Source organism: Frigoribacterium sp. CFBP 13707, assembly GCF_014842245.1.
Lineage (GTDB): Bacteria > Actinomycetota > Actinomycetes > Actinomycetales > Microbacteriaceae > Frigoribacterium > Frigoribacterium endophyticum.
In genome coordinates this window covers 344,736-363,877 of the sequence record NZ_JACYVL010000002.1, presented here as the reverse complement: position 1 = coordinate 363,877, position 19,142 = coordinate 344,736, and the positions used below count along the sequence as shown (strand labels likewise).

Annotated in this window: 18 protein-coding genes and 1 tRNA gene; 5 read left to right on the top strand and 14 right to left on the bottom strand. The window is 74.3% G+C overall.

The window, feature by feature from the left end; genetic code table 11:
• Positions 1 to 4: 4 nt before the first annotated feature.
• Complete coding sequence (gene thiL / locus IFT45_RS05425; protein WP_082514289.1) at positions 5 to 1,099, bottom strand: thiamine-phosphate kinase; 1,095 nt, start codon at positions 1,097 to 1,099, stop codon at positions 5 to 7.
• 24 nt (positions 1,100 to 1,123) lie between these two features.
• Between thiL and IFT45_RS05420 the strand changes: the two genes are divergently transcribed.
• Positions 1,124 to 1,720, top strand: a complete 597-nt coding sequence (locus IFT45_RS05420; RefSeq protein ID WP_192127078.1) for a DUF3515 family protein — start codon at positions 1,124 to 1,126, stop codon at positions 1,718 to 1,720.
• A 34-nt stretch (positions 1,721 to 1,754) separates the two neighbouring features.
• On the opposite strand, the gene IFT45_RS05415 is transcribed toward IFT45_RS05420, so the two are convergent.
• The 6 genes from IFT45_RS05415 to leuC all read right to left on the bottom strand — a co-directional run bounded on the left by IFT45_RS05415 (position 1,755) and on the right by leuC (position 8,415).
• On the bottom strand, positions 1,755 to 2,915 hold the full coding sequence (locus IFT45_RS05415) for a D-alanine--D-alanine ligase family protein (protein ID WP_192127076.1): 1,161 nt from the start codon (positions 2,913 to 2,915) through the stop codon (positions 1,755 to 1,757).
• Positions 2,916 to 3,019: 104 nt separating this feature from the next.
• Positions 3,020 to 4,033 carry an NAD(P)H-dependent glycerol-3-phosphate dehydrogenase gene (locus IFT45_RS05410; protein WP_056055762.1) on the bottom strand — a complete coding sequence of 338 codons (1,014 nt, stop codon included), beginning with the start codon at positions 4,031 to 4,033 and terminating at the stop codon, positions 3,020 to 3,022.
• Positions 4,034 to 4,133: 100 nt separating this feature from the next.
• Positions 4,134 to 4,952 carry a 1-acyl-sn-glycerol-3-phosphate acyltransferase gene (locus tag IFT45_RS05405; RefSeq protein WP_235491151.1) on the bottom strand — a complete coding sequence of 273 codons (819 nt, stop codon included), beginning with the start codon at positions 4,950 to 4,952 and terminating at the stop codon, positions 4,134 to 4,136.
• A gap of 6 nt (positions 4,953 to 4,958) precedes the next feature.
• Positions 4,959 to 6,326: a UDP-N-acetylglucosamine 1-carboxyvinyltransferase gene (gene murA, locus IFT45_RS05400; RefSeq protein WP_056053530.1), complete on the bottom strand. Its 1,368-nt coding sequence runs from the start codon at positions 6,324 to 6,326 to the stop codon at positions 4,959 to 4,961.
• Positions 6,323 to 6,922, bottom strand: coding sequence for a 3-isopropylmalate dehydratase small subunit (gene leuD / locus IFT45_RS05395; protein WP_056053525.1), 600 nt, complete (start codon positions 6,920 to 6,922; stop codon positions 6,323 to 6,325). The genes murA and leuD overlap by 4 nt, the downstream gene beginning before the upstream one ends.
• Entirely contained in the window at positions 6,922 to 8,415 is a 1,494-nt protein-coding gene (leuC, locus tag IFT45_RS05390) for a 3-isopropylmalate dehydratase large subunit (protein WP_371810878.1), read from the bottom strand. The genes leuD and leuC overlap by 1 nt, the downstream gene beginning before the upstream one ends.
• A gap of 212 nt (positions 8,416 to 8,627) precedes the next feature.
• Between leuC and IFT45_RS05385 the strand changes: the two genes are divergently transcribed.
• From IFT45_RS05385 to IFT45_RS05375, 3 genes are all read left to right on the top strand, one after another.
• Positions 8,628 to 10,100, top strand: coding sequence for a PQQ-binding-like beta-propeller repeat protein (locus tag IFT45_RS05385; RefSeq protein ID WP_192127071.1), 1,473 nt, complete (start codon positions 8,628 to 8,630; stop codon positions 10,098 to 10,100).
• Positions 10,097 to 11,719, top strand: coding sequence for a hypothetical protein (locus tag IFT45_RS05380; RefSeq protein ID WP_192127069.1), 1,623 nt, complete (start codon positions 10,097 to 10,099; stop codon positions 11,717 to 11,719). The genes IFT45_RS05385 and IFT45_RS05380 overlap by 4 nt, the downstream gene beginning before the upstream one ends.
• 62 nt (positions 11,720 to 11,781) lie before the next feature.
• Positions 11,782 to 12,468 (top strand): alpha-ketoglutarate-dependent dioxygenase AlkB, encoded by a 687-nt coding sequence (locus tag IFT45_RS05375; RefSeq protein ID WP_056053516.1) that lies wholly within the window; start codon positions 11,782 to 11,784, stop codon positions 12,466 to 12,468.
• A 22-nt stretch (positions 12,469 to 12,490) separates the two neighbouring features.
• On the opposite strand, the gene IFT45_RS05370 is transcribed toward IFT45_RS05375, so the two are convergent.
• Both IFT45_RS05370 and IFT45_RS05365 read right to left on the bottom strand, forming a co-directional pair.
• Positions 12,491 to 13,030 (bottom strand): hypothetical protein, encoded by a 540-nt coding sequence (locus tag IFT45_RS05370; RefSeq protein ID WP_192127067.1) that lies wholly within the window; start codon positions 13,028 to 13,030, stop codon positions 12,491 to 12,493.
• Between the two features lie 180 nt (positions 13,031 to 13,210).
• Positions 13,211 to 13,283: transfer RNA gene (locus tag IFT45_RS05365), tRNA-Glu, on the bottom strand.
• A gap of 93 nt (positions 13,284 to 13,376) precedes the next feature.
• Here IFT45_RS05365 and IFT45_RS05360 point away from each other — a divergent pair.
• Positions 13,377 to 14,012 carry an MBL fold metallo-hydrolase gene (locus IFT45_RS05360; protein WP_192127066.1) on the top strand — a complete coding sequence of 212 codons (636 nt, stop codon included), beginning with the start codon at positions 13,377 to 13,379 and terminating at the stop codon, positions 14,010 to 14,012.
• A 98-nt stretch (positions 14,013 to 14,110) separates the two neighbouring features.
• On the opposite strand, the gene serA is transcribed toward IFT45_RS05360, so the two are convergent.
• The 5 genes from serA to ilvC all read right to left on the bottom strand — a co-directional run bounded on the left by serA (position 14,111) and on the right by ilvC (position 19,139).
• On the bottom strand, positions 14,111 to 15,700 hold the full coding sequence (gene serA / locus IFT45_RS05355) for a phosphoglycerate dehydrogenase (protein WP_056053508.1): 1,590 nt from the start codon (positions 15,698 to 15,700) through the stop codon (positions 14,111 to 14,113).
• A 180-nt stretch (positions 15,701 to 15,880) separates the two neighbouring features.
• Positions 15,881 to 16,273: a hypothetical protein gene (locus IFT45_RS05350; RefSeq protein WP_192045479.1), complete on the bottom strand. Its 393-nt coding sequence runs from the start codon at positions 16,271 to 16,273 to the stop codon at positions 15,881 to 15,883.
• Positions 16,270 to 16,788: a hypothetical protein gene (locus IFT45_RS05345; RefSeq protein ID WP_192127064.1), complete on the bottom strand. Its 519-nt coding sequence runs from the start codon at positions 16,786 to 16,788 to the stop codon at positions 16,270 to 16,272. The genes IFT45_RS05350 and IFT45_RS05345 overlap by 4 nt, the downstream gene beginning before the upstream one ends.
• Positions 16,785 to 17,918, bottom strand: a complete 1,134-nt coding sequence (locus tag IFT45_RS05340; protein WP_056055759.1) for a mannitol-1-phosphate 5-dehydrogenase — start codon at positions 17,916 to 17,918, stop codon at positions 16,785 to 16,787. Before IFT45_RS05340 ends, IFT45_RS05345 begins: the two co-directional genes overlap by 4 nt.
• A gap of 195 nt (positions 17,919 to 18,113) precedes the next feature.
• Positions 18,114 to 19,139 carry a ketol-acid reductoisomerase gene (gene ilvC, locus IFT45_RS05335; protein ID WP_192127062.1) on the bottom strand — a complete coding sequence of 342 codons (1,026 nt, stop codon included), beginning with the start codon at positions 19,137 to 19,139 and terminating at the stop codon, positions 18,114 to 18,116.
• Between the last annotated feature and the right edge of the window lie 3 nt (positions 19,140 to 19,142).

Here is a 19,142-nt window from a genome sequence, read left to right as displayed (position 1 = left end):
GGCCTCAGCCCGCCTGCCCGCTCCAGAGGCGGTACGGGTCCCAGCCGCCGACCTCGTCGAGGTCGCGACGCCCGACGGTGACGCGGGGCGCGCCTCCGCCGGCCTCGCGGACCACGCCGACCGGGCGGAAGCCGCCCGGCAGGTCGGTGCCGGGCGGGAACGTGGCGAACAGCGAGTGGTCCTCGCCGCCGCCGAGGGCGACCCGCGGATCGGCACCGAGGCGCGCCGGGTCGAGGTCGACGACGACGCCGCTCGCCCGGGCCACCCGGGCGGCGTCGAGGGCGAGCCCGTCGCTGAGGTCGAGCATGGCCGTCGCCCCCGCGGTCGCGGCGAGACGGCCGTCGGCGATCGGCGGCGTCGGGGCGAGCTGCCAGCCGACGTCGGGGTCGCGCTCGCGGAGCGCCGCCGCGAGGTCGGCGTCGGGGGCCCCCTCGTGGTCGACACCGAGGCGGAACAGCAGGTCGAGGCCCCGGGCCGCCCGCCCGAGGGCGCCGGAGACGGCCACCACGTCGCCCGGCCTGGCTCCGTCGCGCCGCACCGGCGGGCGGCCGCCGAGGTCGCCGAACGCCGTGACGGCGACCGTGAACGTCGTCGACACCGAGAGGTCGCCGCCCACGACCCCGCAGCCGGGAGCCATCTCGGCGCACGCCTCGCGCAGCCCGTCGGCCAGCCGCTCGAGGTCGGCGACGAGGGTGCCGGGCGGCACGGCGAGGGCGACGACGAGGGCGGTGGGCCGCGCGCCCATCGCCGCCACGTCGGCGAGGTTCGAGGCGGCGGCCTTCCAGCCGAGGTCGTGCGGGGTCGACCACGCGAGTCGGAAGTCGGGGCCGTGCACCATGAGGTCGGTCGTCACCACGAAGCGGCCGTCCGGCGCGGCCACGACGGCGGCGTCGTCGCCCGGGCCGAGCTGCGTGTCGAGCCCGCGGGGCAGGCGGGGCAGGATGCGCGCCAGCGTCGCGAGCTCGCCCGCGCCCTCGACGGTGTCGGTGGGAGCCCGGCCGGGCGAGGAGGGGCCGGCCGAGGAGGCGTCGGCCCGGGAGGCGTCGGCGGAGGCTCGGTCGGCGGGGTCGGGCTCGGCGGACGTGGAGGTGCGTTCCATGTGCACGACGGTAGCCTGGCCGGGATGTCCAGCCCCGCCCGGCGCCTGCGCCTGCCCCTCCTCGCCGCCACCGTCGCCGTGCTCGCCCCCGTGCTCGCGGGCTGCACCGCCGCCGTGCCGATGACGGCCGCCGACGACGCGAACGACCCGGCCTGCGCCCAGGTCACCGTCCACCTGCCCGAGCAGGTCGGCCCCGACAGCGCGCCCTACCAGCGGCGCGAGACCGACGCGCAGGCGACCGGCGCCTGGGGCTCCCCCACGGCCGTGCTGCTGCGCTGCGGGGTCACCGCGCCCGCCGTCTCCGACCTGCCCTGCTACCCGGTCGCCGGCGTCGACTGGCTCAGCGACCAGGACCCTGACGACCCCGACACCTACATCTTCACGACCTACGGCCGCACGCCGGCCGTGCAGGTCATCGTCACCGACGAGGTGGGCAGCACCCCGCTCTTCGACCTGGCCGACGCGGTGGGCTACCTGCCGAACGACGGTCGCGCCTGCGTGGGCGTCGGCGACCTGCCGGGCGGCGACGGCAGCGGCGGCAGCGGCGGGGCGGACGCCACCGAGGGCCCGACCGACGGCGGTGCGTCCACCGACGCGCCCCGCGACTCCCCCACGCCCTAGACGGTGGAGAGCGCCGCCCACGCGCCTCGGCGACCTAGCGGTCGGTCTCGAGGCCGAGCTCGACGAGCTCGGTGATCAGCTCGGGGTAGCTGAGCCCGCTCGCCAGCCAGCAGGCCGGGAACATCGAGATCGGCGTGAAGCCGGGCATCGTGTTGATCTCGTTGACCACCCAGCCCGCCGCGGTGAGGAAGAAGTCGACGCGGGCGAGGCCGGTGCCGTCGATCGACTCGAAGGCGAGGGCCGCGAGGCGCTGCATCTCGGCCAGCTCGTCGTCGGCGAGCGGCGCGGGGCAGACCAGGTCGGCGCCCGCTCCGCCGAGGTACTTCGACTCGAAGTCGTAGAACGTGTCGGAGCCGAGCACGATCTCGCCGGCGACCGAGGTGCGCGGCGCGCCCCCGGCGCGGCCGCCGAGCACGGCGCACTCCAGCTCGCGGCCGACGAGGCCCGCCTCGACGAGCACCTTGACGTCCTCCGCGAGACCGACCGCCATCGCGGCGGCGAGCTGCTCGGGGCCGTCGACGCGCGAGACGCCCACGCTCGACCCGGCCCGCGCCGGCTTGACGAAGAGCGGGTAGCCGAGCTCGGCCACGGCGGCCGTGACGGCCGCCGGGTCGGCGCGCCACTCCGCGGCCCGGACGGTGCGCCAGGGGGCGACGGCGATGCCGGCCTGCTGCAGGACGGTCTTGGTGAAGTGCTTGTCCATGCCGACCGCGGAGGCCAGCAGGCCCGCGCCGACGTAGGGCAGGCCGACGAGCTCGAGCAGGCCCTGCACCGTGCCGTCCTCGCCGAAGCGCCCGTGCAGGATGGGGAAGACCACGTCGACCTCGCCGAGCAGCCGCACGCTGCCGTCGGCCTCGACGACGCTGAGCTCACGGCTCGACGACGACTCCGGCCAGCGGACGCGCGTGCCGTTGTCGCGCACGACCGGCAGCGACTCGGCGTCGAGGGCGAACAGGGCCGCGTCGTCGGGCTGGAGCGTGAACGCGCCGTCGGCGGTGATGCCGACCGGGACGACGTCGAACCGGTCGCGGTCGATCGCCGCGAGCACGCCGCCGGCGGTCGCGCAGCTGATCGAGTGCTCGCTGGAGCGGCCGCCGAACAGCACGACGACGCGCTGACGCCGCGGGGCGCCCGGCACGGCGCCGGTCTCGGTCGAGGGGCCGTCGGCCACGCCGGTGTCGGTCTCGCTGCTCATGGGGCCCCTCTGGGTCGTCGCGCCCGACGGGGTGACCGTGGGAGGCGCGGGTGGCGTTCGTGACGGAGCGTCGCCCCCGGCGTGGTGCCGGTCGCCCCCGGCGGCTACTCGCCCTGCGGCTCGTCGGTCTCGGTGAGGTGCGGGGCGATGTTCCGCGGGTCCAGCGTACCGGCGAGGACCCCGGCGACCTGGGTCACGATGGGCATGTCGACGCCCCGCGACGCCGCCAGCTCGAGGATCGGGGCGACCGAGGAGAGCCCCTCCGCGGTCTGGTTCATCTGGCGCACGACGTCGCCGTAGGCGTAGCCCTGGCCGAGCAGGCGGCCGGCGGTGTTGTTGCGCGAGAGCGGCGACTCGCAGGTGGCGATGAGGTCGCCGAGCCCGGCGAGCCCAGCGAGGGTCTCGGCCTTGGCCCCGAACGACACCGCGAAGGCCGTCATCTCGGCGAGGCCCCGGGTGATGATCGAGGCCTTCGTGTTCTCGCCGTAGCCGACGCCGTCGACGATGCCGACGGCCACCGCGATGAGGTTCTTGAGCACGCCGCCGAACTCGGTGCCGATGACGTCGGTGTTGACGAACGACCGGAAGTACGGGTTCGTCGCCGTGGCGGCGACCGCCGTGGCGGTCTCGAGGCTGCGCGACGAGACCACGGCCGCGGTCGGCTGCCGCTTGGCGATCTCGAGGGCCAGGTTCGGGCCGGAGGCGACGGCGATGAGGTCGGGGTCGATGTCGAGCTCCTGCTCGATGACCTGGCTCATGCGGAGCCCGGTCGCCTTCTCGACGCCCTTCATCAGGCTGATGACCGGCACGCCGCGCGGCACGAGGTCGCGCACGGCGGCGAGGTTCTCCCGGAGGGTCTGGCTCGGCACGGAGAGGTAGACCTGCTCGGCCCCGGCCAGGGCCGCGGCGACGTCGGTCGTGGCGACGAGGGTGCGGGGCAGGTTGATGCCCGGCAGGTAGTCGCTGTTGCGCTTGCTCTCGGTGATCTCGCGGGCGAGCTCGGGGCGGCGCGCCCAGAGCGTCACGTCGGCGCCGCCCTCGGCGAGCACCTTCGCGAAGGTCGTGCCCCAGCTGCCGGAGCCCAGCACGGCGACCGTGCGCGGGATCGCGCTGCGCATCACGACGGAGATCGCCTCGGTCGTGACCGCGCCCTCGCCGAGGGCGCCGATGGCGTCCTCGCGGCTGGCGCCCTCGCTCGTGCCCTGGCGGTCGTCACTGCTACTCAAAGCGGCCGGTCTCCTTCTGGTCCTTCGCGTGCGGGTCCCACGGCTCGGCCGGCGGCGACTCGTCGCGCAGCTCGGCCAGCAGCTCGGTCACCCGGCGCATCACGAGCGCCGTCGCCTCGGCGTACGCCGCCTGGTCGAGCGGCCGGCCGCGCCACGGCGACAGGTCGACGGGGTCGCCGATCGCCGCGAGGATGCGCTTCCGCGGGAAGAGGCTGAGCTTCGAGGAGTAGCGGCCCATGACCTGCTGGCTGCCCCAGTGGGCCATCGGCACGAGGGGCACGCCGGCCTCGATCGCGAGGCGGACCGCCCCGCTCTTGCCCTTCATCGGCCAGAGGTCGGGGTCGCGGGTCAGCGTGCCCTCGGGGTAGATGATCACCCCGCCGCCGCTCGTGGCGAGGGCACGGCCCGCGGCGAGCGGGTCGCTCGCGTGCGTCGGTCCGCCACGCTCGACGGGGACGTGCCCCATGGCGCGCATCAGCGACCCGAAGACCGGCACCCGGAAGAGCGACGCCTTTGCGAGGAACCTCGGCACGCGGCCCAGGGTCCACATCAGGCGCGCCACGACCACGGGGTCGATGTTGGTGCAGTGGTTGGGCGCGAGCACGAAGGCGCCCTCGTTCGGCAGCTTCTCGGCGCCGCGGACCTCGATCACCGCGAGGCGGTCGAAGAGCGGCGCCCCGACGGCGGCGACGGCGCGGAAGACCGCGCTCTTCTCCTTGCCCCGGCCGAAGCGGCCGACGCGGCGGGCAGGCTGGACGACGGGCACGTCGGGGTCGGCGGGACCCCCGTGCGCGCGGGCGGCGTCGCTCACGCCGGGCTAGCCCTGGAAGTCGAAGTCGGCGCCCAGCTTGCGCAGCTTCGCGATGAAGTGCTCGTAGCCACGGCTGATGATGCCGACGTTGGTGATCTTCGACTCGCCCTCGGCGGTCAGCGCCGCGATGAGGTGGCTGAAGCCGCCGCGCAGGTCGGGCACGCGGATGTCGGCGCCGTGCAGCGCCGTCGGCCCGGTGATGACGGCGGCCTGCTCGAACTCGCGGCGCGCGACCCGGCGATCGTGGCCGGGCAGGCCGTCCTTGTGGACGACGATCTGCGCGCCCATGTCGTTCAGCGCCTCGGTGAACTGGAAGCGGTTCTCGTAGACGGTCTCGTGCACGATCGAGGTGCCCTGCGCCTGGGTCAGGGCCACGATGAGGGGCTGCTGCCAGTCGGTCATGAAGCCGGGGTGCACGTCGGTCTCGACGACGACGGGCTTGAGCTCGCCGCCGGGGTGGAAGAAGCGGATGCCGTCCTCGTGGACGTCGAAGTCGCCGCCGACCTTGCGGAAGACGTTGAGGAACGTCATCAGGTCTTTCTGGTCGGCGCCCTCGACGAAGATGTCGCCCTTCGTGGCGAGGGCGGCGGAGGCCCAGCTCGCGGCCTCGTTGCGGTCGTTGATGGCCCGGTGCGTGTACCCGCGGAGGCTCTTCACGCCCTCGATGAAGATGACGCGGTTCGGCTCGACCGAGACCACGGCGCCCATCTTCTGGAGGATGGCGATGAGGTCCATGATCTCGGGCTCGATCGCCGCGTTGCGGAGCTCGGTGACCCCGTCGGCGAGGACGGCCGTGAGCAGGACCTGCTCGGTCGCGCCGACGCTCGGGTAGGGCAGCTCGATGTTCGCGCCCTTGAGGCCGTCGGGGGCCGTCAGGTGGATGCCGTTGTACGACTTGTCGACCACGGCGCCGAAGGCGCGGAGCGCGTCGAGGTGGAAGTCGATCGGGCGGTCGCCGATGCGGCAGCCGCCGAGGTCGGGGATGAAGGCCTCGCCGAGGCGGTGGAGCAGCGGGCCGCAGAAGAGGATCGGGATGCGGCTCGAGCCGGCGTGCGCGTCGATCTCGGCGAAGTGCGCCGACTCGACGTTCGACGGGTCGAGGATCATCTCGCCGCGGGCCGGGTCGGTGATGCGCACGCCGTGGACGGAGAGCAGGCCGCGCACCACGTTGACGTCGCTGATGTCGGGGACGTCGCGGAGGATGCTGGGGGTGTCGCCGAGGAGGGCCGCGACCATGGCCTTCGTGGCCAGGTTCTTCGCGCCCCGGACCTCGATGCGGCCGATCAGCGGCTTGCCGCCGCGGATGACGATCTCGTCGCTCTTCAGACCCACTCGGGCTCCTGCTGCTGCTGCGTCTTGGACAAGGGAGTTCACTTCTTCACCGGCAATGTCTTCGGGCGCCATGCGGCGCGTCGGGATTCGAATTCTGTGATGGCCGCTTCGTCGCGGAGCGTCAGCCCGATGTCGTCGAGACCCTCGAGCAGGCGCCACTTAGTGTAGGCATCGACCTCGAACGACACGGTCAGGTCGCCCGCCGTGGCGGTCTGCGACTCGAGGTCGACGGTCATCTCGAGGCCGGGCGTGGCCTCGAGCACGGCCCAGACGCGCTCGACGTCGGCCTCGTCGACCACGGCGCTGAGCAGGCCCTGCTTGCCCGAGTTGCCGCGGAAGATGTCGCCGAAACGGGCGCTGAGCACGACGTCGAAGCCGAAGTCGCGGAGTGCCCACACGGCGTGCTCGCGACTCGAGCCGGTGCCGAAGTCGGGCCCCGCCACGAGGACGCGGGCGCCCTGGTACTCGGGTCGGTTCAGCACGAAGTCCGGGTCTTGCCGGGCGGAGAAGAACAGGGCGTCCTCGAAGCCGGTCTTCGTGACCCGCTTGAGGAACTCGGCCGGGATGATCTGGTCCGTGTCGACGTTGCTGCGCTTCAGGGGCGCGGCCACTCCGGTGACGGTGGTGAACTTCTGCATCAGGCGGCGCCTCCGGCCAGCTCGGCGAGCGCGGGAGAGGCCCCGACGCGCTCGGCGAGGAGCGCGTCGTGCACGGGGGTGCCGGCGAGGTCGTCGAGGTCGCCCGGGGCGGAGAGGGTGCCGCGCACCGCGGTCGCCGCCGCGACGAGCGGGGAGACGAGGTGCGTGCGACCGCCCTTGCCCTGCCGGCCCTCGAAGTTGCGGTTGCTCGTGGAGGCGCAGCGCTCGCCCGGGGCGAGCTGGTCGGGGTTCATGCCGAGGCACATCGAGCAGCCCGCGAAGCGCCACTCTGCGCCGAAGTCGGTGAAGACCTTGTCGAGGCCCTCGGCCTCGGCCTCGAGCCGGACCCGCGCGGAGCCGGGGACGACCATGACGCGGACGCCCTCGGCCTTGGTGCGGCCGGCGATGACGGAGGCGAAGGCCCGGAGGTCTTCGATGCGGCTGTTCGTGCAGGAGCCCATGAAGACCGCGTCGACCGGGATCTGCTTCATCGGGGTGCCGGCCTCGAGGGCCATGTACTCGAGGGCGCGCTCGGCGGCGGCGCGCTCGTTCGGGTCGGCGACGGCGGTCGGGTCGGGCACGGAGTCGCTGAGCGACACGCCCTGGCCCGGATTCGTGCCCCAGGTGACGAACGGCTCGAGGGTGTCGGCGTCGAGGAAGACCTCGGCGTCGAACACGGCGTCGTCGTCGGTCGGCAGCGTCTTCCAGTAGGCGACCGCGTCGTCCCAGTCGGAGCCGGTCGGAGCGTGGTCGCGGCCCTCGAGGTAGTCGAAGGTCGTCTGGTCGGGGGCGACCATGCCGGCGCGGGCGCCCGCCTCGATCGACATGTTGCAGATCGTCATCCGGCCCTCCATCGAGAGGGCCCGGATCGCGCTGCCGCGGTACTCGAGCACGTAGCCCTGACCGCCGCCGGTGCCGATCTGGGCGATCACCGCCAGGATGATGTCCTTCGCGGTGACGCCCGGGCGCAGCGTGCCCTCGACGGTCACGGCCATGGTCTTGAAGGGCTTGAGCGGCAGGGTCTGCGTCGCCATGACGTGCTCGACCTCGCTGGTGCCGATGCCGAACGCCATCGCGCCGAAGGCGCCGTGCGTCGAGGTGTGCGAGTCGCCGCAGACCACCGTGATGCCCGGCATGGTGAGGCCGAGCTGCGGGCCGACGACGTGGACGATGCCCTGCTCGGCGTCGCCCAGCGGGTGCAGCCGGACGCCGAACTCGGCGGTGTTGCGACGCAGGGTCTCGATCTGGGTGCGGCTCGTGAGGTCGGCGATCGGCCGGTCGATGGCGAGCGTCGGGGTGTTGTGGTCCTCCGTCGCGATCGTGAGGTCGGTGCGGCGGAGCGGACGACCGGCCTGGCGGAGGCCGTCGAAGGCCTGCGGGCTGGTCACCTCGTGCACGAGGTGGAGGTCGATGTAGAGGAGGTCGGGCGCGCCGTCCTCCCCCTTGACGACGACGTGGTCGTCCCACACCTTCTCGGCAAGCGTCCTGCCCACGGGCACGCCCCTCTCCAGAGTTCTTCTCAGCGGAATGATCGTCGAAGTCTACGCCAGGGCCTGCCCGACGACGTGAGGTGCAAGCGGCGGGGCCGACGCCGCATTCCCGCGCCGCCGAGCGGCCCCCGAGCGCCCCCGGCGAGGGTTCCGAATAGCATGACGGCACCCGTCGCACGGTCGGCGGGGCCCTCGACGAGGAGGCCGACGACAGCATGGCGGGAGCGGACGGGACGACGCGGGCGCGCACGCCACGGCCGTCGCCCCTGCGCCGGGTCGTCGTCGCCGCGCTGGCCGTGGTCGCCGCGAGCGCCCTCGTCGCCGTCGGCGGCACGGCCGCGTCGCCGCGCTACGCCGACGGCGCACCCTGGGGCGGCACGGCCGTGGACGACCTCCGGAACGCCCCGACCGGCACGGCCTGGTCGCTCGACCTGGCCGAGCGCCTCGCCCCGGGCGTGCCCCGACGCTGCCTCCACTTCTGGCCCTCCCCCGCCGTGGACGGGCTCGTCGCCGTCGGGGCCTCCGTCGACCTCGACCCGGGCACGGCCTCCGGGGGGCCGGACTGCCGCCGTGCCGCCCTCGACGACGGGGCGAGCCGCGTGGCCCTCGTCGACTCCCGGGACGGCCGGGTGCGGTGGGTGCACGACCTGGCCGACGACCTCGACGACACCGACCCCCTGAGCATCCCGGCGAGCCAGGTCGTGCCGGCGGCCGGCCGGGTGCTGGTGCAGACCCAGACGACCGGGTCGACCGTGCTCGTCGCCCTCGACCTCGGCGACGGCCGGGCGCTGGAGTCCACCCGCGGCCGCCGCGACGTGCCCTCGATCAGCGTCTCGACCGTCGGGCGGCTGCAGCTGCGCACCTCCTCCGGAGCGATCGGCTCGCCCGACCGGTACTCGCTCGTGGACGCGGCCGCCCTCGACGACCCCGTGTGGGAGGGGCGGGTCGACGCCGGCACGACGCCCCAGCTGCTCCCGGACGGGCTGCTCATCGTCGTCGACGGCCGCGCCGTCCGCGTCGACGGCCGGACGGGCGAGGCCAGCCCGTCGGCCGCCGCCGCCGACGTGGTCGCGACCGCGCCCGACGGGGGCGACGACGTGGCCTGGACGCTCGGCCGCGACGCCGACGGGAGGCGCGCCGTGTCGGCGATCGACGCCGACGGCGACCTCCTGTGGTCCGTGCCGAGCCCGACGCCGCGCCTCTCGGCCACCGACGGCTGCGTCCTCACGACCGACGACGGCGGCACCACGGCCACCTGCCTCGACCCCCGCAGCGGGCAGGGCCGGTGGACGACCGAGCTCGGCGCCGCGTTCTCGGCCGCCGCCGCCCCGGGCCAGGTGGGCGGCGACCTCTACGCCGTCGTCCAGTCCGACGACGGCGCCCGCCTCACCGCCCTCGCCGCCGCCGACGGCCGCGTCCGGTGGCGGGCGCCGCTCGGCGTCCTCGACGAGGTCGCCGCGGCCTCCCGCACCGTCGTCTACGTGCGCACCGACGGCTCCCCCACCGCGGGCCGGGGCCTCAGCGCCTACGACGCCGCGACGGGCGCCCGGCTCTGGTCGCTGCGCTCCGACGACCGGGTGTCGTTCTGGGGCGGCGGCCTGGTCTCGATCGACGGCCGCGGCGTGGCCACGCGCCTCGTCGACCGCACGCGCGTGGTGGCCCCCTGGTCGGCCGGAGGCGCGGCGTGAGCCCCGAGGGGTGGCCCGGCTGGGCCCCGGCGCGGCCGGCTCCGGACGTCGCCGTGTGGGAGCCCGCCCGCCCGGAGACGGGACGCGGGGCCACGGGCGAGGCCCCCGGACGGGACGACGACGGGGCCGGTGCCGGCGACGGGGCAGGACGGCTCGGACGAGGCCCGGCCGCCCCGAAGTCGCGACGCCCCGCGTGGTGGCACCGCGCCTCCCGCGGTCGCCGCCTCGCCCTCGGCTACGCGGCGCTGCTGCTGGCCGCCGCCCTGCCCGCGGCCCTCCTGGCCCCGGGCCAGCCGCAGTACGGCGCCGAGTCGCCGTGGCGCGGCGTCGAGACGGTCGACCTGCGGCAGGAGCCGACCACCGGGTGGTCGGTCGCGCTCGCGAAGACCCTCGCGCCCGGGTTCCGGCCCGCGTGCCTGCGCTTCCCGACCGCGACGGTCGACACCGGCCGGGTGCTCGTCAGCGCGGGGCCGGGCTGGACGTACGGCTTCGCCAACGACGCGGGCTGCGGCAGCGAGACGACCGGCGTGGGCTCCCGGCTCGCGCTGCTCGACACCGAGCGCGGCGCGTTCAGCTGGGTGCACGACGTCGCCGACGACGCCGCCCGGCTCGGCCTCGAGGGGCCGGTCGACGTCGTCGCGGCCTCGCTCGCCGGCGACACGGGGCTCGTCGTCGTCCGCGTCGTCGCGGGCGAGCGCGCGGTGCTGCTCACCCTGGCGCTCGCCGACGGCTCGACGGTTGGGGCGTCGGAGCCGCGGGCGACGACCGAGACCGACCGGTTCCAGGCCGCGGGCACGGTCGTCGTGACGGGACGCCAGCCGGCGGCCGGGGCGCGCTACAGCTACGAGCTGCGCGACGTGCGCGACCTGGGCCGGGTGACCTGGGCGGGGCGGGGCACGACGAGCGGCACCGTGCTGGCCCTCGACGACCGGCTGGTCGTCGCCACCCCCGAGGGCACCCTGCAGGTCGACCCGACGACGGGCGTCGCCCGCCCCTGGGGCACGCGCCTCGACGAGCTCTCGGGGCACCTCGTCCACGACGGGCTGCTGATCGGGCCGACCGGCGCCGGCGGCGGCGTGACCGCCCGGGGAGCGGACGGCGAGGTGCGGTGGCGCTCCCCCGCGGACGTCCGCGGCACGCTCGACGAGGGCCGGTCGTGCCTGCTGGTCAGCGACGTCGACCGTGACCGCCTGACCTGCCTCTCGTGGACGACCGGCGAGGCCACCTGGAGCCGGGAGGGCCTCGGGGCCACCGGGGCGGCGGGCGTGGCCGGCCAGACCGACGACCGGGTCTACGCGAGCTCGTCGGCGCCGGGCGACCGGCCGCTCGAGGTGCAGGCGCTCGACGGCGCGACCGGGCGCACCCTGACCCGCTTCGACCTGCCCACCGGCGCCGTGCTCGCCGCCGTCGGCCGCACCGTCGGCTACGCCCTCGCCTACGGCAGCTCCGGCGGGCGCTCGACGGTGGTCGCCTACGACCTCGCGAGCGGCGAGCGGCTGTGGACCCACACCGGGCAGCTGCAGGTCTCGATATGGGCCGGGCACCCGGTCGACGTCGACGTCGAGGGCCGGGCGGGCGAGCTCGCCGCCCCGGAGGCGCGGGTCGTCGCCGGCGGGTGAGCGACGCGCCCGGGGAGGGCGCGGACTAGAACACGTGTTCGAACGGAGCGTAGGGTGACGCCATGGTCATCCCCTTCACCGCCTCGCTGCTCGACTCCCTCGACGACGGCCCCGAGCTGCTGCCGCTCGCCGGGCGCGTGCGACGGCTCGAGCTCGGCGACGGCGCGTGGCTCGACCTGGTGCCCGGCTGGGCGACCGCCTCCGACGCCCTCTTCGAGCGGCTCGTCACCGACGTGCCCTGGCAGGCGGACCGCCGCACCATGTACGACCGCGTCGTCGAGGTGCCGCGCCTCGTCTCGTCGTACGGCGTCGGCGACGCCCTGCCCGACCCCGTCCTCGCCGCGGCCCGTGACGACCTCAACGACCACTACGCCCGGCGGGGCGCGCCCGACGAGCAGCTCTTCCGCCGTGCCGGGCTGTGCTTCTACCGCACCGGCGACGACAGCATCGCCTGGCACGGCGACCGGGTCGGCTCCGGCCTCGGCCGCGACACGATGGTCGGCATCCTGTCCCTCGGCGCTCCCCGCACCCTCGCGGTGCGCTCGCGACGCACGGGGCGGGTCGACAGGTTCCCGCTCGGCCACGGCGACCTGCTCGTCATGGGCGGGAGCTGCCAGCGCACCCACGAGCACGCGATCGCGAAGACGAAGAAGGCGGTCGGGCCGCGCATCTCGGTGCAGTTCCGCCCCCGGTGGGACGAGGGAGTCGCGGGGCGCGCCGCGCACGCTGCCGCGGCCCCGAGGGCGTGACGCCGAGCACCCCGGCCCGGCGCTAGGCGGCCGGGGGCACCTCGAGGGCGACCCGCGCCTCCCCCGGGCCGCCGCAGACGGCGTCGCCGCCGACGCGCTCGAAGCGGAGCCCCGCGGTGCGCGAGGCGGCGAGGACGAGACCGACGTCGCCGCCGTCGGACCACGCCCGCACGTCGACCTCGTCGGGGAAGGAGCCGTCGGGCGACGACGACCCGCCCCACGACGAGATGACCCAGGTGCCGTCGGGGGCCCGCCGGGCCGGGCCGGGCCAGAGCCACGGCCCGATGTCGGGGCCGTCGGCGGCCGACCGGTCGTCGACCGGGCCCTGCCGCGGCAGGGGCGACGACGCGGCGGTGCCGACGGGCACCAGCTCGACGACCACTACGCGCTCGACCGCGCCCGTGACCTCCACGACCACGGTCGTGCCCCAGGCGACGGCCGGGCAGGCCACGACGGGCCCTCCGATCGACCTGAGGGCGAGCAGCACCGCGCCGGCGGCGACCACGCCGAGGCAGGCGAGCCCGACGAGCAGGCCCGCGCTCGTCGTCCGGTCGCTGGGCATGGCTCGAGCATGGGGCACGGCGGGCCCGTCGTCGAGGTCGACGGCCGGGTCGTGACCGAGACGTGACGACGGAGCGCGGGCACCGAGAGGTCGAGACGCCCCGGAACGACGAATCCCGCCCGGCGTGTGCCGGGCGGGATCTCGTGGTTGCTGAACGGTGGTGGTGACCGAACAGATCGGTGACCCCAACGGGATTCGAACCCGTGTTACCGCCGTGAGAGGGCGACGTACTAGGCCACTATACGATGGGGCCGTTTTTGCAACTCGTCGAGTATGCCACAGCCTCACGAACGAGTACAAATCGAGCCCGCCCCGCGTGTCGCGGAGCGGGCGTACAGTCGGCCGCATGCGCCTGACCAAGCTCGAGCACGCCGCCTTCGTCGTCGAGGAGGACGGACGGAAGCTCGTCGTCGACCCCGGCTCCTTCACCACGCCGCAGGTCGATCTGCACGAGGTCGTCGCCGTGGTCGTCACCCACGAGCACCCCGACCACTGGACCCCCGACCAGCTCGGCCACCTGCTCGCCACGAACCCCGGGGCGACGATCTACGGCCCGGCCGGGGTCGCGGAGGCCGCCGAGGGGTTCGACGTCCACGTCGTGGCCGACGGCGACACCGTCGAGGCGGGGCCCTTCACCCTCGCCTTCCACGGCTCGCGCCACGCCGTCATCCACGAGTCGATCCCCGTCATCGACAACGTGGGGGTGCTCGTCAACGGCCGCCTCTTCTACCCGGGAGACGCGTTCACCGTCCCGCCGGTGCCGGTCGAGACCCTGGCGGCACCGGTCGGTGCGCCCTGGCTCAAGATCGGCGAGGCGATGGACTACGTGACGGCCGTGGCGCCGACCCGGCTCTTCCCCGTCCACGAGCAGACGCTGTCCGCGGCGGGCTTCGGCATGCACGCCGACCGGCTGCGGGCGAGCGTCGAGGCCCTCGGGGGCACGGCCGTCGTCCTGGCGGCGCACGAGTCCCTCGAGGTCTGACCCGCGACTCCCCCGGCTCCCGGCCCTCGCACCGCGTGACGGCGCCCCGCCTCCCGACCGGGAGACGGGGCGCCGTCACGGGGAACGCTCCGGCGGAGCTAGAGCGTCACGTCGATCTCGCGCAGCAGCTGCGCGTCGATGGCGACGCGCACCGTCTCGAGCAGCTCGTCGGGAGCGGGGCTGTCGATGGTGAGGACGCTGAGGGCCTGCCCGCCCGCGCTGCGACGGGCGATCTGCATGCCCGCGATGTTGATGCCGGCGTCGCCGAACTCCTTGCCGTAGACGGCGACGATGCCGGGGCGGTCGCCGTAGACCATGACGAGGTGGTGCGCCGCGATCGGCACCTCGACGTCGTAGCCGTTGATCTCGACGATCTTCTCGACCTGCTTGGTGCCGGTGAGGGTGCCCGACACGCTGATCTGGCCGCCGTCGCTGAGCGAGCCGCGGATGGTCAGGACGTTGCGGTACTCCTCGCTCGTCGGGTCGGTGAGCAGCCGCACGGTGATGCCGCGCTGCTCGGCGAGCAGCGGCGCGTTCACGTAGCTGACCGACTCGCTGACGATGTTCGTGAAGACGCCCTTGAGGGCCGCGAGCTTGAGCACGCTGACGTCGTGCTCGACGAGGTCGCCGCGCACCTCGACGTCGATGCTGGTGAGGGGCGAGTCGGCGAGCCCGGCGAACACCTGGCCGATCTTCTCGAGCAGCGGGATGCCCGGGCGCACGTACGGGTCGATGACGCCGCCGGCGACGTTGACAGCGTCGGGCACGAGCTCGCCGCCGAGCGCCAGGCGGACGGACTTGGCGACCGACACGCCCGCCTTCTCCTGCGCCTCGTCCGTCGACGCGCCGAGGTGGGGGGTGACGACGACGTTCTCGAGGCCGAGCAGCGCCTGGTCGACGGGGGGCTCCGAGGTGAAGACGTCGAGGCCGGCACCGGCGATCTCGCCCGTGGTCAGGGCCGTGTAGAGGTCGGCCTCGTCGATCAGGCCGCCGCGGGCCACGTTGACGACGAACGCCGTCGGCTTCATGGCCTTCATCTGCTCGAGGCCGATCATGCCCGTCGTCTCGGGCGTCTTCGGCATGTGGATGGTGACGAAGTCGGCGGTGGCCAGCAGCTCGTCGAGGGAGAGCAGGGTGACACCGAGCTGCTGCGCACGGGCCGGCGTGACGTAGGGGTCGTAGGCGACCACGTTCACCCCGAACGCCTGGAGGCGCGCAGTGATCAGGGCGCCGATGCGCCCGAGCCCGACGATGCCGACGGTCTTCTCGAACAGCTCGACGCCGGTGTACTTCGAGCGCTTCCACTGCCCCTGGGCCAGCGCGGCGTGCGCGGCGGGGATGTGGCGCGCGAGGCTGAGGATGTGGCCGACGGTGAGCTCGGCGGCCGAGATGATGTTCGACGTCGGCGCGTTGACGACCATGACGCCCGCCGTCGTGGCGGCCTTGATGTCGACGTTGTCGAGACCGACGCCCGCACGGGCCACGACCTGGAGGTGCGGCGCGGCGGCGATGGCCTCGGCGTCGACCTGCGTCGCGGAGCGGACCAGGATCGCGTTCGCCTCCGCGAGGGCGGCGAGCAGCGCGGGCCGGTCGGTGCCGTCCACGCTCCTCACGTCGAAGTCGGGGCCGAGGGCCTCGACGGTGGCGGGTGAGAGCTCTTCAGCGATCAGAACGACGGGCTTGGCCACGGAGACAGGGTCCTAACGAGAGGGTGCAGAGGAACGCCGCGACGCGCCGTGGGCGCGGCTGCTGGTCACTCTAGCGACTCGTCGGAGGGCCCAGGCGCAGATGACGCCGGCGGTCACGGGGGCCTGCACCGCGACTCCCCCGCCGCCGTCCGCGGCCGTCGTCGGCGGCGACGTGCCCGGTCAGATGCTGAGCACGTACGCCGTGAGGCTCAGCGACGCCGCCGCGACCGCGGCGAGGCCGGTGGCGAAGACGAGGGCCGCCCGGCCGAGCGTCCGCCGGCGCGCGACGAGGAGGGCGACGACGTACGCGACCGGGGGCAGCAGCACGTTGGCCCAGAGCGCGGCCCAGGGCGGCGACGCGGCGAGCGAGCCCACGCCGACCTCGTCGAAGAAGGCGTTGTTCTGGTAGCGGACGTCCTGCGGCACGAGCACGAGGTTGGTCACGGCCTCGGAGAGGTCGTAGGCGGCCAGCAGACCGGCGAGGACGGCGATCAGGACGAACCCGACGCGGGGGCCCCGGCGGGCGCGGCGCGGCGCGGCGGAGGCGGTCGCCCCGCCGGGCGCGGCGGTCACGCCCCGCCCCCGATCACGAGGGGCCAGGGGGCCAGGAGCACGGCCCCGACGGCCATCACGAGCAGGCGGCGGCCGGAGTGCTGCACCGGCACCAGCAGGATGGTCGCGACGAACCAGAGCAGCGGGGCGACGAGGGCGAGGAAGACGCCGGTCAGCCACAGCGTCGTCTGCACGTGCTCGACGAGGCCGCCGCCGAACGCGATCAGGAACTGATCGCGCGAGACGATCCAGCCGACGCTCGAGAGCAGGGCCACGCCGCCGAGCACGCCGTGCCCCACGAGGGAGGCGCTGCTCATGACCTGGGGAGCGTCGGGGTCGGTCTCGTCGTCACGCGTCACGGCCGCGGGACCCTCGACGTGGCTGGCGTCCGACTCGTCGCCCCAGGAGAGCGCGTCGTCGGCGTCGTCGGCGTCGGGATCGAGATCGAGGTCGAGGTCGAGGTCGGTCTGGTCGGACGCGGTCGCGTCGGGGTCGTCGTGGCGGCCGGCCGACCCGGAGGGCCGGGGGTCGGTCATGCCGGGAGCTTGGAGGAGACCGCCTCCACCAGGGCAGCGGAGAGCGGGTGCCCCGCCTCGACGCCGGTGAGGGTCACGGTGAGCTCGTCGGCGGGCAGGCCGGAGCGCAGCAGTGCCTGGAGCTCGACGCTCTCCGCGTCGTCGGCGACGTCGAAGTCGAGGGCGGCGCGGACGGCCCGGACGAGCGCGTCGCTCGGCAGACCCCGCTCGGCGAGCTGCGCGGCGGGGCCGACGAAGCGCTCGTGGCGGCTCAGCTTGCGGAGCGGGTTGCGGCCCACTCGCTCGGTGGTGTCGGGGAGGTGCGGGTTCGAGATGCGCACGAGGTTCTTCTCGATGTAGCTCTGCTGCTCGTCGGCGTCGAGCTCGTGCTTCGCGACGAGCAGGGCCTTGGTCTCGGCGAGGGCGGCGCGCACCTCGGCGTGGACGGCCTCGTCGGCGAGCGACTCCCGGATGCTGCCCAGGCCCCGAGCGAAGCCGTGGTAGGCCGCGGCGGCGTGGGCCGTGTTGACGGTGAAGAGCTTGCGCTCGATGAAGGGCTCGAGGTCGGGCACCCACGTGACGCCCTGGATCTCGGGGCGGTGCTCGCCGAACGGGCCGCTCTCGACGACCCACTCGGAGAAGGACTCGATGGTGACGTCGAGCGACCCCGCGGGCTGCTCGGGCACGATGCGGTCGATGGCGCAGTTCGCGAAGACCGCGTTGTCGGCCGGGTCGGCCTGGCGGACGGCCTCGGCGAGGGAGTCGGTGGCGTTGATGGCGTTCTCGCACGCGATGACCGTGAGCGGCGGCAGCGCCGCGTCGCGCTGGGCCAGCCCGCGGGCGATGACCGGCGCGACGAAGGGCAGGATCCGGGCGCCGACCGCGGTGGTGACGACGTCGGCGGTCGCGATCTCGGCGACCAGGGCCTCCTCGTCGCTGCGGCTGTTGACGGCGCGGTAGCCGTCGACGACGGTCGTGCGGCTGTCCTCACCGACCTCGTGCACCTCGTACGACGACTGGGACTGCAGCAGCCCGATCAACTCGTCGTTGACGTCGGCGAACACGACCTCGTAGCCGCTCGCGTGCAGGAACTGCGCCACGAAGCCACGACCGATGTTGCCCGCACCGAAGTGCACTGCCTTCTTGCTCATCGCCATGCCCTAGATCATGCCACGGGCCGCCTGGTCGCCCCGACAACGACGACGCCCCCCTCCGGTCGGAGGGGGGCGTCGTCGGAGCGGACGCGGATCAGCGTGCGTCGACTACGTCGACGTCAGCGCGCAGCGCTGCCGTCGCCCGTCGGCGGAGCCGACCGATGTCGCCAGCGTGCGTCGACTACGTCGACGTCAGCGCGCAGCGCTGCCGTCGACGTAGTCGGAGTCCGTCTGCTTCCAGGCGAACAGGGCGCGCAGCTCCTGGCCGGTGGCCTCGATGGGGTGCGCCTCGCCCTTGGCGCGGAGCTCCTTGAACTCGGGGGCACCCGCGTCCTGGTCGTCGATGAAGCGCTTCGCGAAGGCGCCTGACTGGATGTCGGCCAGGACGGCCTTCATGCTCTCCTTCACGGAGGGGTCGATGACGCGCGGGCCGGAGACGTAGTCGCCGTACTCGGCCGTGTCGGAGACGCTCCAGCGCTGCTTGGCCAGGCCGCCCTCCCAGATCAGGTCGACGATCAGCTTGAGCTCGTGCAGCACCTCGAAGTAGGCGATCTGCGGCTGGTAGCCGGCCTCGGTCAGCGTCTCGAAGCCGTACTGGATCAGCTGCGAGGTGCCGCCGCAGAGCACGGCCTGCTCGCCGAAGAGGTCGGTCTCGGTCTCTTCGGTGAAGGTCGTCTTGATGCCGCCGGCACGGAGGCCGCCGATGCCCTTGGAGTACGACCAGGCGAGGTCCCAGGCGGAGCCGGAGGCGTCCTTCTCGACGGCCACGATGACGGGCACGCCGCGGCCGGCCTCGAACTCGCGGCGGACGGTGTGGCCCGGGCCCTTGGGGGCGACCAGGACGACGTCGACGCCCTCGGGCGCCTCGATGTAGCCGAAGCGGATGTTGAAGCCGTGGCCGAAGACGAGCGCCTTGCCCTCGGCGAGGTTCGGGGCGATGTCGTCGGCGTAGACGTGGCGCTGGACCTGGTCGGGGGCGAGGACGACGATGACGTCGCCCCAGGCCGAGGCCTCCGCGGGGGTGTGCACCGTGAAGCCGGCCTCCTCGGCCTTGGCGCGGCTCTTCGAGCCCTCCTTGAGGCCGATGACGACCTCGACGCCGGAGTCGCGGAGGTTCAGCGCGTGGGCGTGGCCCTGCGAGCCGTAGCCGATGACGGCGACCTTCTTGCCCTGGATGAGGGACAGGTCGGCGTCGTTGTCGTAGACGATCTCAGTCACAGT